The organism is Oleiphilus sp. HI0117 (assembly GCF_001635235.1).
The window spans coordinates 1-14,512 of sequence record NZ_LWGA01000629.1 but is presented as its reverse complement, the minus strand read 5'-3'; the positions used below and the strand labels follow the sequence as shown (position 1 = coordinate 14,512).

Sequence of the window (14,512 nt, the reverse complement as noted above, 5' to 3'; positions counted from 1 at the left end):
GTTAACCTAATGTTGTATTAATCCCTTAAGTACAGATTGGCTCACCGCCAGTTCGCTTTTCCAGTATCCGCTAAACTTCGGTAAATTGTCGTCTATTTCTTCACTTCTGCTGTGATAAAAAATATGCCCTTGAGCTGCTGGTAGTGCGCCAGGGTCTTCAAAACGGTCAATGGGAATAAAGGCCAGTTTTAAAAAAGGCGCAAGCCTCAAAAAGCCAACTAATGGAGATTGGCAGTTTTGGCATATACCTCTAGTTAGAGCAGGAGGACGACGATATTTTGCAAACAATAGTTGATCAGATTTGTTTAGCTCAACATTTTTTGCATTGACTACGACAAATTCTGCATAAGGCTTGTTATAGATCTCTTGGCAAATAGTGCAATGGCATTTAAAGCGAGAAAAAGGTTGGGCTCTGACGGTGATTTTCGATGTGGTGCATGAACAGCTAGCGGACTGATGGAAGCTCTGTGATGTCATAAAATTTAGCCTGTTAGCTTTTGTTATTGTTAAGGGCAACGCTATCTCGGACTATAACCCAATAATAGTGCGTGTTAGTACTTATACGCAAAGCTATGGTGCATGAGCTTACTGATGTTGAGAGTTATTATTATGTCATTTAATTTAAATTGTTAATAAAATCAATTGGATGAAACTAATTTGTTGTCTTGGCACGGCTAATGCTTTAGTAATAACTGTACAAGGAAGTACGTAATGAAACGATTTCAAAGAGCGAGCCTTAGTAATCAATTATATACCGGATTCGACTCCTTGTTTTCTGCTCAGGCCTTGCAACGAAGCAAATACTTTTAAGTTATTACGATGATTAAACGGAGAATACCGAATGAAGAAATCAGCTGGTAACACACTGTTTGAATTAACTGCAAAAGAAGAAGCTGTTTGTTATGAAGCCTTAGAGGCTTACTTTGAGCAAATGTATTTTGCAAACTGATATTAGCTAAAGAAGTATAAATAGGAGTGAAAAGGGGGAATGCGAAAAAGCATTCCCCCTTTTTTATTTCCACCGGGAACCACAATATGTGGTGATCAAATCTTGAATAATCCCCCAGAATGGCGATAATGGCCGCCTCTTGAATATAAATATTAGATGCACAGTAAGAAACTTTCCTTGCTTTGAATAGCGCAGATGCGCAGCGTGATCCTTCCTTCAGCTATGAGCCAGAATTCATCCCGATTTATGCCCGGTAGTTCGCGTTTGGTGCGTTCTCTATCAGAGATGCTGCAAGTCGAGCCACAGACTCATCCAGAAAATTTTAGCGAGCGCTTATCGAAAAAAATAGACTTCTCGGGCTCGGTAAAATTAAGTGATGCGCAAGGCATGATCAGAATGATTGATCGTCGAGTCGACGCCGGTTTACTGTCGAACGATTCGGACGAATTGGCTGGTCAGGAAGCTTTAGAAAAAAGCCAGCAGGCCTTTGTCAGGGTAAGAAAAGCCATTAGCCAATCTATCGAGTCAGGCTTTGACCCAGATAAAAGTGTCGGCAGAATAAAGCTGCCTGAATGGGATGAAGCGTTTATTAGCGCTATGCGAGAAGGGCAAGTCGATGACAAGTTGCTAGCCAAAGCTGCTGAACCCTTCAGTAAGTTTTATCGTGCTCAGCAGTCTGATATGTCGGCTAAAGTGCAGGGCTTGAGAGTTTATATTAGTGAGGTGTTAGAGAAGCATTCACCAGAGCTTGCGAAGTTAGTGGTGCTCGATAAAGCTCTCGACGAAGCGTTAAGCGTCGCTGCTCGTAAACAGTTTTTATGCGTACCGACGCTACTCGCCACTTACTTTCGCGAGAGCTTTGAAAGGCCTGCCGGTAAAAATGCCGACCTGTTTGAAACGTGTGCCTTGGATGAGAATATTAAGGCCTTTCTAGCAGCTTTAAAGCGCTTGCTGATGGCAGAGCTGGAAGCGCGCTTGCAGCTCGTGCTGGGCTTGATAGAAGCATTAAATGAAACGGTGCAATCGGCAAACTGAGTGCATCGCTATGGACACAATTATGAAATTAGAGGTTACTAGTTGCTTATGAATAAGCTTCTTTTTGGGCTGGCATTTTTATTAGGCGCATTGGCTATCATCGGTATGAGCTGGGTATTCTTGGGTAGTGATACCTTGGCCTTGCTGATTACTGTCGTTATTGGTGTGGTGTTTAGTATTGGCACCCTTGAGCTCTTACGATTTCAGAAGGCGACACAAACACTGTCAGTCGCGCTAAAAGATATTCCAAAATTTGCCGTACAAGCCGAGTCGGATAACGAAAACCAGTTTGACAAATGGCTACTGTCGCTTCACGCCTCGCTGCGTAATGCTGTTCAGCTTAGAATAGAAGGTGAGCGCATTGGTCTACCTGCGCCTGTCGTGACGCCCTACTTAGTCGGCTTACTGGTAATGCTCGGCTTGTTAGGTACTTTTGTCGGAATGGTTGATACCTTGCAGGGTGCTGTCACGGCACTACAAGGAACCACAGAATTAGAGGCAATTCGCACAGGTTTGGCCGCGCCGATCAATGGTTTGGGCTTGGCTTTCGGTACGTCCGTTGCCGGTGTGGCAGCTTCAGCTATGTTGGGCTTGATGTCGACATTGAGTCGTCGTGAACGAGTGATTGCGACACGTGAGCTCGATGCCTGTATCGCGCATGAGTTTAAAGGCTTCTCTCTGGTTCATAACCGCCAAGAAACTTATAAAGCCCTACAAGCACAAGCGCTTGCCTTACCTCAAGTGGCAGATCAGCTTCAAACCATGGCGTTGAATTTGGAGAAAATGGGCTCAAACCTGGGTGAGCAGCTAAACCAGAAGCAAGATAGCTTTCATACTGAGGTGAAACAGAGTTACCAACACTTGGCCGAGACGGTATCAGAAGCCATTTCCAGCAGTGTCAGTACCGTTCAGGCAGGGCTTGCCGATAGCGGTCGTTTGGCAGGTGAAAGTATGCGCCCGGTGTTTGAAGAAAGTATGAGTCGGTTGGTGGAGAAGGTCAGTGATCAGACTTCGAAAAGTCATCAGCAGTTTTCTACGAAAGCTACTGAACACTTGGATTTTCTGAATGGCCGCTTCTCGAAAACGGCAGACGAGGTGGGAAGTGTCTGGCGTAAAGCGCTAGAAGAGCAAGCGCTGAGAAACCAACAAAGTGCCGAGCAGATTAAGCAAACCTTGAGTGAATACAGTGAGCTCTTTGACGCTAAAACGCAGACAATGTTAGAAAGCTTGAACCAGAATTTGGCGCAGCGAGATAGCCAAAATCTCGAAAGTGAAAAAGCTCGACAGACAGTTTGGCAACAGGCGATGATTGATACGCAGACGCAGAGTTCTGCTTCTTTACACAGCGCCTCTCAAGACGTTGCTGACAAGCTAAATCAGCTTACACAAGCTCAGCTTGAAACAAGTTGTCAGGTTGCTGATAAATTTACGGAAATGACAGATCGTTTGGGGGCTATGTCTGAGGGGATCAGTCTTGATTGGCAGAACCGTGCTGACAAAATGTTGGCTCAGCAAGCTGAGCTGGTTGAGAAGCTAAGTGACAGCCAGCAGCTAATGGATGAGCAAACCAAGCAGAAGTCAGAGAAGCTATTGGCTGAACTAGCGGGTCTTTTCGCTGAATCCAATAACTTACTGATCGCACGTCGTGAAGATGAGTCACGTTGGTTGCACGAACTGGATAGTCGAATGAATGGCTTAGCGGCGAGTGTGCGTGAAGAATTGAGCAGCTTGCGAGATGAAGAGGCAGGTCGTGCAAACGCTGCTGCCGAGACGATGAATAAGCTACAACAAAGCTTATCGCAGCAAGTTGCCCAATTGTCAGAAACGATTGAGAAACCCATGACAGAGCTGATTGAAACCGCGTCTGAAACACCAAAGGTTGCTGCGGAGGTAATCTCCAAGTTACGTGAAGAAATCAGTAACAACATGGAGCGTGACAACCACTTGTTAGAAGAGCGTCAGCGAATTATGGCTGAGCTTGATGGCTTGTCAGGCTCCTTATCCGAGTCATCCAGCCAGCAAAGAGAAGCGATTGCTTCATTAGTCGAAACCTCTAGTAGCATGCTAGACAACATCAGCTCTCGTTTTGACCAGCATATCGATGCTGAAGTTAACAAACTCTCAGACATCGTGGTCGAAGCTGCGGCAAGCACTACCGATATTGCCAGTTTGGGTGATGCTTTTGGTAAGGCCTGCCAGCAGTTTAGTGAATCGAATGAACTGCTTGGTGAGAGTTTACAGCGCATCGAATCAGCTCTGGAGCAGTCGAGTGAACGCAGCAATGAGCAGCTTGGTTATTACGTTTCCCAGGCTAGAGAAGTAATTGATCATAGTGTTTTGTCCCAGAAAGCTTTGTTTGAAGAATTGCGTGAACTGTCAATGAAACAGGCTTATGAACAGTCATCCACTGAGTCTGCTTAAGCTGGGGTGTTGGTATGCATGAGTTAGATGAGAGTAATGCTGAAAGCCCTCCTATTTGGGCGATTTTTGGCGATTTAATGTCCGGGCTAGTCGGCGTTTTTGTGCTGTTGCTGATCTGGGTATTGGGCTATCAGTTAGAATTGTCAAAGTCGCTTGCCGAAGAAGTTGAAAAGCGCAGGGCTGAAGAACAGCGAAGAATGGCATTGGAAGAAGCTTTGGCAGACCCTCTCTCTTCCGGGCGAGTAACATTGCGTGATGGCAAAATTGGCATCAGCGGCAGTGTCTTGTTTTCGCTGAACTCAGACCAGTTACAGTCTGAAGGGCGTGAGCTCTTAAGCACTCTGGTGGCTCCTCTTGAAGTTTACCTGGGAGAGCGTGACGAGTTGCTGATGGTGAGTGGTTTCACAGATGATCTTCCCATTCAAAAAGGCAACAATCGATATCAGGATAACTGGGAGCTTTCTGCTCAGAGGGCTCTAACCGTGACGCGAGCTTTGATAGAAGAGGGGATGCCCAAAGAAAGGGTGTTTGCTGCTGCCTTTGGAGATCAGCAACCTGTTGCTTCCAATGTAGACCGTGATGGTCGCTCGAAGAATCGGCGTGTAGAAATGGCACCCGTTCCCAAAGGGCGACAAGTGACTAAGCCTCTAGGTGCTGAAGAAGATACAGCCCCACTTGGCTCGGCTCTGGTGACAGATTAAGATGAATTCCACCTTTGACCAGCTAAAGGAAGCTTTGGCGCGGCTCGAAAATACTTGTCAGAGCGGTGTGGCTGCATTTCATTTTCAGCGCCTTTCTTCATTGCTGGCTAGAGCAGATCAGCGTTCTGACAATATTCAGGAAAGCTTGCTTCCACGAATTGAATCAGGCCTGACAGACTTACAAGCATTGTTGGTTAAGCAGCATGAGGACGCTGAAAAAACTGAGGCGCCCCAGGAGCAGGACGGCAGATCAGACTCAGTTTTTAAAGGCTTGATAGAACGTATTAATAGTTTTGATGTAAGCGCAATAGATCAGAGCTCATTGGGTTTGGATGCCCTGTTGTTTGACGAGGGCTTTGACGAAGGACTTGAGGACAAGCCTTCTGCTACGCAAGGTAGTGAAAAGAAAATAAAGATCAATGCTGCGAAAGACTTTCAAGAGCGCGCTAAAGAGCTAAAGTCGCTACAGTTTTATCGTGAGCAATTGGGTAAGGTGATCACCGAAAATATGGTTCGGCAAGTGATCAAGGAAGACCCGGAAAATGCAGGGCCTCTCAATCCTCAGCGCCTTTTGGTTCGTACGATTGGTGCCATGAAGGATATTTCTCCGGCTTATGTTAATCGCTTGGTTCCTTACTACGACACGCTTTTGTGGTTAGAGCAAACTACAGAGCTATCGACTCACAAGTCTCGTGCAAGCAAAGCCTCTGCAAAGTAAAACCTTAAAGCCTGCTTCGAACCAAGTGCACGTGTTGTACAGCAGTATAGGCACTTTCCCGGTATTTAAGAGGCAGTGATTCGCAGCGTAATCCGACTTCTATATCAATAAGCTCATTAGCCAGTACTTGCCTCTCTTCCTCATTTATTGGCTTTGTACCTTTCTCAGCCAAACGTAGATCAATTTCGTGTAGGCGGTCGTAGTAGCGATAAACGCGAGACTGCATTCTCCAAGCCAGCAGTGCAGGAAGTATTTTGAATAAGGGTAGTAGTAGGAAAATTATTGGTAGAAGTAAGATCGCAAAACGATTGATCTGAGCGACTATCCAGTAGGGCAGGGTTTTCTCTAGCGGATTAAAGCCATCTCTTAGTAGTTTTGCGGCATAAACATCTGCAGGCATATCTAATAAACTTGTGTTCGGGAAAGGCTCAGACATGACGAGTGAGACACGTTTAGCATGTACTATCTTGGCTGCTCTGACCAAACGATTGACTAAAGCGGGGTGTAGGTCATCATGTGCAACTAGCTTTGTCACGAGTGTAATGAGTGGCACGGCAGCTTCGGGGTAGGCCGGGTGATATCGAAGTGAGCCACTCAATAAATTGATATAGTGAGCTTCATGAAGCTGGCTTGCGAGTGCTTGGCCATGATCAAGCGGCAATAACTGGATCGCCGGGTTATCATATAAGGCTTGAAGATAAGGTGCGCTAAGTGGCGCAACAAAAAATGCCAGGTCGAGATTGCCCGAGAGTAGGGCTTCGGAAGCGGCTTTGCCGCCCAAGAATGCTTCGGGAGCTGTATTATTACTGAGGGCTGGCGCAGCGCTAATCTCTGCTAATTGCTCAACTACAGCTCGAGTACCGCTACCTTGTGCACCCAGTGCAACGCGTTTCCCTGTCCATGAAAACGGGTTGCCGTTGACTTGGGCTTCAACTCTGGCGAAGGCTAAGAGCGGCTCTGGAAAGACGGCTGCCAATGCGTTGATATTGGGGTTGCTTGATTTAATGCCGCCTTGGATCAGGGCGATGTCTACCGTGCTATTCGTGGCATCAATCAGTTTACTATTTTCGCGTGAACCAGCGGTTTCGACTATCTCTAATTGAAGACCATCCTCAGCTAAAATTTCTCGGTATTGTTGCGCTATTTGATAATAGGCACTACCTTCTACTCCCGCTGCTATTCGTAGCTGGTCTGGTGGAACCAGGCGCAGGCCAAGCACTAGGCCATAGAGCGTCGCGATGATCGCTAATGTAGCCACCACATAGCTTAATACATTTGAAAGACTTGGGAGTTTCAAGGATCTTTTCATATCAATAAATCTCTATTTGGCTTGTCATTAGGAAAACTGCACAGCGAGCTTCCCCGTGATGACGAGTTTATTGTCCTTGTTGAAATTTTGCGAGCGCTTCACCCATTGCCTTGTGAACGGCATTGATGCCCTGAAGAGGGCGCAGCATGACTTTGAATTCAGTTATTTGATCATCTTCGTTCCAGGTGATCATGTCGACACCATTGACGGTTTTGCCGTCAATAAGGGTTTCGAATTCGAGCACGGCAAAATGGTCGTTGTAAACTTCTTGAATATATTTGAAGTGTTCATTCGCAATCGTTTGCATTGCGCCCATTAGGTATAGTTTTGTAATGGCTTTGCCTCTTTGCGGAGTATGAACTACCGGAGAAAACATCGTGGCGTTATCAGCCAATAAATTGTCTAGAGCATTGATATCTCGTGTTTTCACAACAGTATGCCAGTTCTGAATAACTTTAGGAGCCATGATCTTTACCGTAATTATTGATAGTCAAAAAGGTGTTCTGAAGCGCTAATGTATCAAAGAAAATGGGACTAATGCGAATCTAATAACGGAAAACGGTAAAGACTAAATGTTTACTCCTGAAGCAGCATGTTGACTTCTTTCTCGAGGTAACGAATAAACCCCGTGTTAAACCCCTGATGAGCAATGCGAATATAACCTTCTCGATCTATCAAAAATGATGTAGGCATGGTGAGTAGCTCGTAAGCCTGTTGGGATTTCCCACTTCGTTCTTCCAGTACCGGAAAATCCACTGGGTACTGTTCAAGAAAACGCATCGCTTCTTCAGTGGTGACGTCAACATTGACAGCAAGAATTTCAAAGTCTTGACCGTTTTGTTTACTGTGCAGGCGCTTGCGAAGTTGATTATATTCGGGCATCGACTGACGGCATGGACCACACCATGAGGCCCAAAAATCTACCAGTACCACTTTGCCTTTATAGTCACTCAGATTGACGGTGCTCTTCTCATGTATATCAGGTAAAGAGAAGAGGGGGGCTTTGTTATATTTTGCGTCTTTTAAGTCTGCAGAGACCTGCTCGGTAAAGGAGTTTAAGCCTATAAAAATTAGGATGAAGTAAGCAATAGATAAACCAAGAAAACGGTCGGGCTTATTGGAGCGCGTGGGCATAAATGTAAAGCTCTACTGATAAAAAGAATTCATTTATTTGAACGCCGCGCGCCTAGAAAGTTCCCTGCCTTGCTAACTATAACCATTGAATGTAATGATTAGAGAGTACTTGATGACGCGTCGCATGACGTATTTTCAATAATGTACTATATTAAATGAATGAAAAAATATAAAAACCAGGCCTTATGGCGAACTTATCTATTTGTCGTATTCTTTTCTATCGTCGTAACCGCATCTTTTTTATATGCTGAATGGCAGGAAATTAAGGATCACGCAGGTATTGAGCAAAGTTATGCAAATAACCTCGTCTCTCATTCTATGGAATCCTTGCTTCAAAAAAACTCAAATTTATTGAAAGTACTTGGTGAACGCTTTGTGGAGCTTGTTGGCGAGGGAGAAATAGCCCAGGTTCAGAAAAGTATGAACCAGGTTTTACGAGTGAATACCGAGTTGATAGGTTTAGGCTTGGTTGATGTAAACGGTCAGTTGATAGTCTCTACCTTCAAACATATGCCAAGCCAGGTTCCTAATTTGTTGACAAAAGCGGAAACCAAAGACACCTTTCGCAAGACCCTGGAATCATCGAAATTAGTGATGGGAAGGACCTATTACTTCCAAGCATTGAATTCGTGGGTCATACCTATCCGGCTTCGGGTATTAGATAGCGAAGGACAGGTTGCAGCTGTTGTGGTAGCAGGCTTTAAACTAGGCGCTTCTCATGGTTTATGGTCTAGAGAAAATCTACCAAAACACCTTGCTTTGACAGTCGTTCGTGGCGATTACTATCGTCAATATGTCTCGTATATTGATGAAAATGAATATCAGGATTGGTATGGCTCGGCGGTAGAGAGTAAATTCGTTGAATATGTGGATAACTTATTCAAGGTTCAAGCAGGTGTGGGAATAAAAGCCCTTCGGGCAGGCGACAAGCTTGTTTCAGCGATTGTGCCTAATAAACGAGGTGAGCTAAATTTTGCATCGATTAGCTATGACCCTGTGTTTGAGCATTTTACCATTGTTAGCACTAGACTTGACTTGCTCTATGATAAATTTTGGTACACCCTGTCTTGGGTCCTTAGTGCCTTTATTCTGTTTAATATCGGCTTATTTATTATTTTCCGTTTGAATATTCGTCTCCACTTACAGACGGAGCAGTCACTACATCACCAGATTGAACATGACCCGCTAACCAAGTTACCTAACCGGCGCTTTCTGACACAGAACTTCGAATCCTGGGCAAATAAGTATGCTCAGGGCTTCTCTCTACTCTATATTGACCTGAATAACTTTAAGTCGAGTAATGACTTACATGGTCACTCTGTTGGTGACCAGATTCTTTGTGAAGTGGCGAGCAGAACTACTGAACACTTCCAAGATTGTATGTGTATCAGACAAGGAGGCGATGAGTTTATTATCTTGACGGGTATGCGTGATAAAGGTGAGTTAAACAAGTTGTGTAAGGCTTACCTGGAGGTGCTACGAAACCCAGTTTCGTTGGAGCATTTAGAGTTTTCCATCAAGGCTTCAATCGGGGTTGCAATCAGTCCCTTTGATGGCAAGGTTCTGGATGAGCTGCAGCGAAAGGCAGACATGGCCATGTACGAAGCGAAGCAAAAACAGAGCGATATCTGTTTTTATTCCGTGGGAATGGAAGAGAAAACCAAGCGTGCTGCTGATATTGAGAAAGAACTTCTTAATGCGTTAGAAAAGGGTGAAATGTGTGTCGTCTATCAGCCTCAGGTCGACTCACAATCCCAGAAGGTATTAGGTGTCGAAGCTTTGGTTCGCTGGCAGAGTGATGTTTTGGGTTTTGTTCCGCCCGATCAGTTTATTTCGGTAGCAGAAGCAGCGGGCGTGATTCATGAACTGGGTGAGTTCGTACTAAAAACGGCTTTGGACGAATGTCTTGACGCTTGTAAACAGAGTCAGCACGCGCCGTTTAAACTGAGAGTATCGGTTAACGTTTCGGTGAGGCAACTGCTTAATGAAGACTTTGTCCCTATGATTAAACAGCTTGTTGAAAGGTATGACGGAGAAGCGCTTACTTTGATGATTGAGGTGACAGAAAGCCTGTTTATTGAAGATTTGGACAAAGCAAAGGATGTATTGAATCAGGTCTCGTTATTGGGCGTGTATACTTCTTTGGATGACTTTGGTACAGGCTACTCTTCTCTAAGTGTACTGAGTAAATTACCTATCAATGAACTGAAAATCGATCGAAGCTTCGTTAATGATATTTTGATTGACGAGCAGGATTGGCTACTGGCAAAAAGTATTATCAACTTAAGCAAGAGTTTATCTATTCCCGTCGTCGCTGAAGGTGTAGAAACTAAAGAACAGGCTGATATTTTGGCAGCCAATGGCTGCGATGTATTCCAGGGCTACTATTTTGCTAAACCTATGCCGAAAAATGAACTGGTTTCATTCTTAAGAGAGTAGATCTTAGCTATTGCTCGTTACCTTGGCTATGAGTGTATAAGTACACTCATAGGATTTAGCTCTGTTTAGTACTATTAGCGAACATTAACCCGCGATAGGGTTTTGGGAGTAAGGGTATGCAATTTAATAAAGTGTTCATAGCGCGGTTATTTGATGATACTTAGAGCTGATTTTAGCTGAGCTCTTCAATAAGTTGGCATAAGGCTTCAGGCTCGAAGGGTTTGGGCAGGTGGGCCTTCATTCCTGCAGCAATATAAGTGTCAATATCTTCTTTAAAGACATTCGCTGTCAATGCAACGATAGGGGTGTCCGGAGCAAGCGAGTCTGTGATAATAATTTGTGTAGCTTCTAAGCCATCCATTTCTGGCATCTGAATATCCATCAGTATCAGGTCGTACTGACTTTCTCGTAAGCATTGAATACATTCTAGGCCATTGTTGGCAAACGTGATTTCTGCGCCGAGTAAGAGGAGTGTCTCGTTTACTACTAGCTGGTTAATTTTATTGTCTTCTGCCACTAATATTTTTTTGCCTTTTAAACTTTGTGTTATAGGCGTTTCTTCATCTGAGGCTATTGACGTTTGCTTATCTAGAAAGTGATTGAGTACTTTTTCACTAGTGTAGGGAGCTTCAATTAAGTGAACCGAGCTAGGCAGATCATCGAACTGGGGGATTAGGTCGCTACTTAGAAGAAGTATGGTGGGCAAGGAGTATTTTCCTAATAACGCGTTAACGCGAGTGCTTAAATCGGGTATATCCTGGTTACATGAAAATAATAAATGACTGCTTGGCTCAGCATTAATATTAAGGCCTGAACTTCTGAGATCTGCTGATATTATTTCAGTTTCGAAGGTGCAAGGGCTAACAACTTTCAGCTTAAGATTGCTGAGCTGGTTTTTTTCCTCTTCTGATAAGTGTGTAAATGATAAAACATCTTGTGATTCATCTTTGCTCTTTCGAAGCGGTATCGATACATCAAAACACGAGCCTTTGTCTAAAGAGCTATCAACTCGAATAGTTCCGAGCATTAACTCAATGAAACTACGTGAAATACTCAGGCCCAAGCCTGTTCCACCAAATTTACGGGTAGTCGAGTCATCTGCCTGAACAAACTCTCTGAATATTAGTTTTTGTTGTTCTTCACTTAGCCCTATCCCTGTGTCTTTTACTTGAATCTTTAAGTAAGGTTGCGTGTAATTCTCGGTGAGATCAATTTTTAAGGTGACCCCGCCGGTTTCAGTGAACTTGATTGCGTTCGAGCATAAATTGGTAATGATTTGCGTGATTTTGGTAGCGTCGCCACAAAGTGGAATAGCCAGATTTGGCGGCGTTAATAAGATGAAGGAAATATTCTTCGCTTTCGCTGCAAAATTCATCGATGTGGCTAGAGGTCTGATAATGTCTTCAAGGACAAAGTCTGCCTGATCCAATGTGATTTTGTTGGCTTCTATCTTACTGAAATCCAAGACGTCATTGATTATTTGAAGTAATGAGCTGCCAGATAAGACAACATTCTCAAGGTAACTTTTGACTTCGCTGTCCTGAATACGGTTATAAGTCAGTTTGCTCAAACCGATGATGCCGTTTAGTGGTGTTCTTATTTCATGTGACATATTGGCGAGAAAACGCGATTTTGCTCTAGTGCTTTGCTCAGCCATCGTCTTGGCCTCATCAAGTTCCTGCGTTCGACGCTCAAGTGCCTGCCCAGTGCGTATTTGGCTGATATATAATTGATACATTAGCGCGATGGCGATAACACTCGTGATGGCGATGACCAGTAAAAAGTAGAGTTGCAACTTGAGTTGATGGCTCCAGCTTGTCCATGTTTTCGCTTGCGCATGCTCGACTTCCTGAATCACTTTACGGCTATAAACGTTCCATTTGTTATATAAACGGCCGAGCTTTTTACGTAGCGACTTGACTAGTTTAAGGTTGGTTGCATGATTCTCTTCATGGAGTTGTGCAATCGGCTCCCCAAAACCTTTAAGTGTCGAGGTGATTTTGCTGAGTTTATCGAGGTCGCCAAATTCTTGGTGTAAAGTTTTTGTTTTTTCGCTATCAAGGTCGTTGAGTATACTGCCGCGCATAATGCGAAAACCTTTTTTCAGGTTCTTAATGTTTTTTGAACTTGTTTCGGCCTGGTAGTCCTGAATGAGGGAGATGATTTTTAGCAATTTGGGGTTAACCCCGAGATTGTTATTAATTATCGCCAGATAAGGTTCAACTGCATCGTTGTTAATGTCTTTAATTGAATTGATAGAAAAACTTACGCCCGCCAAAATAATCAGCGCGAGAAGAACGAAGATGGCAACTAAAGTTTTCGGGGTTGCTATTCGACTTGATAGAGTTTTGTGTTGTTTGCTCATTCAACTTCGATAGATTTTATTTGCCAGACGGACATGTTGTAATAGAGGTCTCTTCTCAACTCTTTATATTTATCAAAGGGGAAGACAATAAAAAACGGTCCTCTGTCATCGATGGTCATCATTTTTCCATTTTCATGGGTTGCTAGTAGTACGTCATACTTTTCTATTTCGCTGCGTTTTAACTCGGCTGTGTAATCATCAAGCGCAGTAACAAAAACACTGTCCCCTCTAGCGCCAAGTTGATTAAGTAGGTCTCCTAGAACTGGACCTTTGTAGTTTGTTGGTTTGGAAAGTACATGATTGGCGGTGACAATGCTTGACGTTTGTAGTGCCTCAATCATCCCTCGGTCAAAGTGAGCTTCGCCATCAAGTGTTGCTAAGCTTTAAGTCACCAATGACTTCGAGAATAACCTCACCTGAAGGTGGGGGAAGTAGGCTTTCGGCATGAAGAAAACAAGGTAGCAATAAGAGTGTGCATAGTAGATTNTTCATAGGATCTGTCTTCCGCTCTTTGTTTAAAGGCAAGGCGATTCTTACTTGTATAAGCATAGCAAAGATCGAAGCTAATGCTTTGCCTATTGACTCTCTCTGTAAATATGGCGAATACATGATTTGTCGCTTATCCTTTAGTGAACACATTTCATTTAGAGTCGTCAGCATTGAACGCGAAGTATTCCCTACATAAACAGGATTCCTCGGAAGAGGCTATGAACCAGGAGGGTAAAGTTAGTCAACCCACCTCGCCTGTGGGGAAGTTTGACCGTTTTGTTGATGCCTGCATTCCTGAAGCTGTGCGCGCCGATTCATCGCAAGCTCTCCAAGCCAGAACACTCATTATTTTCGTGTTAATACTGAGCTTCTTTTCAATTGTTGGTATGACATTCACTTTAATGGTAGAACAGAGCTTGCCTTGGGAGCGAGTTCTAACCATGTTCCTGATCGCACTGCAGCCCGTTTCTTTGTTGATTATGTGGAAAAAGCAACACTTACGAGGGGCGGCCTTATTCTTTCTCGCTCTTAGCTTAATTCTGGTCTGCTATGTAGATTTTATGAATAGGTCTTTAGAGGGACCTGCAAGCGTCTTATGGGTTTTACCTTATGCAATGGCGGCTATGTTAGTTGGTGCGAGAAGTGCTTTTTACATCGCCTTGGCGTCGGTTGTTCTGATTAGCTTGAATGCCACATTACTTAAACTTGACTTACTTCCTGCTTCTTTGAGTTCTCCAGAAAACTGGATTTGGCTCAAATTGATTTTTACCTTAATCGTTCTGTGTACGGTTGCATTCTGTATCTATGGCTTGATTAGCCTTGAAAAGCGTAAACAAGAAGAATTAAGTCAAGAGATTCGACTAAATAAGAAGATGATGGAGTCTCTAGAAGTTGCTACAAATGAAGCCCAGGCGGCAGCTAGAAGTAAGGAGTTGTTTTTGGCTACGATGAG

The 14,512-nt window shown here is 43.9% G+C and carries 12 protein-coding genes; 6 read left to right on the top strand and 6 right to left on the bottom strand.

Translation table 11 applies throughout. From position 1 onward, the window contains the following. Positions 1-6: 6 nt before the first annotated feature. Positions 7-477, bottom strand: a complete 471-nt coding sequence (locus A3757_RS07435; RefSeq protein WP_068507378.1) for a GFA family protein — start codon at positions 475-477, stop codon at positions 7-9. Positions 478-1,144: 667 nt separating this feature from the next. Between A3757_RS07435 and A3757_RS07430 the strand changes: the two genes are divergently transcribed. From A3757_RS07430 to A3757_RS07415, 4 genes are read left to right on the top strand one after another with little or no spacing between them, the layout of a single operon-like run. Continuing rightward, positions 1,145-1,984 carry a DUF3348 family protein gene (locus tag A3757_RS07430; RefSeq protein ID WP_068739378.1) on the top strand — a complete coding sequence of 280 codons (840 nt, stop codon included), beginning with the start codon at positions 1,145-1,147 and terminating at the stop codon, positions 1,982-1,984. Positions 1,985-2,032: 48 nt separating this feature from the next. Next, entirely contained in the window at positions 2,033-4,405 is a 2,373-nt protein-coding gene (locus tag A3757_RS07425; protein WP_068553044.1) for a DUF802 domain-containing protein, read from the top strand. 14 nt (positions 4,406-4,419) lie between these two features. After that, positions 4,420-5,106 carry an OmpA family protein gene (locus A3757_RS07420; RefSeq protein ID WP_068513175.1) on the top strand — a complete coding sequence of 229 codons (687 nt, stop codon included), beginning with the start codon at positions 4,420-4,422 and terminating at the stop codon, positions 5,104-5,106. 1 nt (position 5,107) lies between these two features. Next, positions 5,108-5,824 carry a DUF2894 domain-containing protein gene (locus tag A3757_RS07415; RefSeq protein ID WP_068513173.1) on the top strand — a complete coding sequence of 239 codons (717 nt, stop codon included), beginning with the start codon at positions 5,108-5,110 and terminating at the stop codon, positions 5,822-5,824. 4 nt (positions 5,825-5,828) lie between these two features. On the opposite strand, the gene A3757_RS07410 is transcribed toward A3757_RS07415, so the two are convergent. The 3 genes from A3757_RS07410 to A3757_RS07400 all read right to left on the bottom strand — a co-directional run bounded on the left by A3757_RS07410 (position 5,829) and on the right by A3757_RS07400 (position 8,267). Continuing rightward, a complete protein-coding gene (locus A3757_RS07410; protein ID WP_068553045.1) occupies positions 5,829-7,133 on the bottom strand; it encodes a TAXI family TRAP transporter solute-binding subunit in 1,305 nt (434 codons plus the stop codon). Between the two features lie 67 nt (positions 7,134-7,200). After that, on the bottom strand, positions 7,201-7,599 hold the full coding sequence (locus A3757_RS07405) for a nuclear transport factor 2 family protein (protein ID WP_068513165.1): 399 nt from the start codon (positions 7,597-7,599) through the stop codon (positions 7,201-7,203). Between the two features lie 110 nt (positions 7,600-7,709). Then, positions 7,710-8,267 (bottom strand): TlpA disulfide reductase family protein, encoded by a 558-nt coding sequence (locus A3757_RS07400; RefSeq protein WP_068554594.1) that lies wholly within the window; start codon positions 8,265-8,267, stop codon positions 7,710-7,712. A 159-nt stretch (positions 8,268-8,426) separates the two neighbouring features. Here A3757_RS07400 and A3757_RS07395 point away from each other — a divergent pair, with 159 nt between their 5' ends. Beyond that, positions 8,427-10,706, top strand: a complete 2,280-nt coding sequence (locus A3757_RS07395) for an EAL domain-containing protein (protein ID WP_068554595.1) — start codon at positions 8,427-8,429, stop codon at positions 10,704-10,706. A gap of 172 nt (positions 10,707-10,878) precedes the next feature. Here the strand turns inward: A3757_RS07395 and A3757_RS07390 are convergent, their stop codons facing one another. Then, positions 10,879-13,071: an ATP-binding protein gene (locus tag A3757_RS07390; protein WP_068554597.1), complete on the bottom strand. Its 2,193-nt coding sequence runs from the start codon at positions 13,069-13,071 to the stop codon at positions 10,879-10,881. Next, positions 13,068-13,412, bottom strand: coding sequence for a molybdopterin-dependent oxidoreductase (locus A3757_RS07385; RefSeq protein ID WP_082865419.1), 345 nt, complete (start codon positions 13,410-13,412; stop codon positions 13,068-13,070). The genes A3757_RS07390 and A3757_RS07385 overlap by 4 nt, the downstream gene beginning before the upstream one ends. A 366-nt stretch (positions 13,413-13,778) precedes the next feature. On the opposite strand from A3757_RS07385, the gene A3757_RS07380 reads away from it, so the two are divergent. Next, positions 13,779-14,512: hypothetical protein (locus tag A3757_RS07380; RefSeq protein ID WP_156506244.1), on the top strand; the 734-nt coding region annotated here is incomplete at its 3' end.

Coding starts and splice junctions, on each gene's coding strand:
- A3757_RS07435 (WP_068507378.1), bottom strand. CDS start 477: ATGACATCACAGAGCTTCCATCAGTCCGCTAGCTGTTCATGCACCACA.
- A3757_RS07430 (WP_068739378.1), top strand. CDS start 1,145: ATGCGCAGCGTGATCCTTCCTTCAGCTATGAGCCAGAATTCATCCCGA.
- A3757_RS07425 (WP_068553044.1), top strand. CDS start 2,033: ATGAATAAGCTTCTTTTTGGGCTGGCATTTTTATTAGGCGCATTGGCT.
- A3757_RS07420 (WP_068513175.1), top strand. CDS start 4,420: ATGCATGAGTTAGATGAGAGTAATGCTGAAAGCCCTCCTATTTGGGCG.
- A3757_RS07415 (WP_068513173.1), top strand. CDS start 5,108: ATGAATTCCACCTTTGACCAGCTAAAGGAAGCTTTGGCGCGGCTCGAA.
- A3757_RS07410 (WP_068553045.1), bottom strand. CDS start 7,133: ATGAAAAGATCCTTGAAACTCCCAAGTCTTTCAAATGTATTAAGCTAT.
- A3757_RS07405 (WP_068513165.1), bottom strand. CDS start 7,599: ATGGCTCCTAAAGTTATTCAGAACTGGCATACTGTTGTGAAAACACGA.
- A3757_RS07400 (WP_068554594.1), bottom strand. CDS start 8,267: ATGCCCACGCGCTCCAATAAGCCCGACCGTTTTCTTGGTTTATCTATT.
- A3757_RS07395 (WP_068554595.1), top strand. CDS start 8,427: ATGAAAAAATATAAAAACCAGGCCTTATGGCGAACTTATCTATTTGTC.
- A3757_RS07390 (WP_068554597.1), bottom strand. CDS start 13,071: ATGAGCAAACAACACAAAACTCTATCAAGTCGAATAGCAACCCCGAAA.
- A3757_RS07385 (WP_082865419.1), bottom strand. CDS start 13,412: ATGATTGAGGCACTACAAACGTCAAGCATTGTCACCGCCAATCATGTA.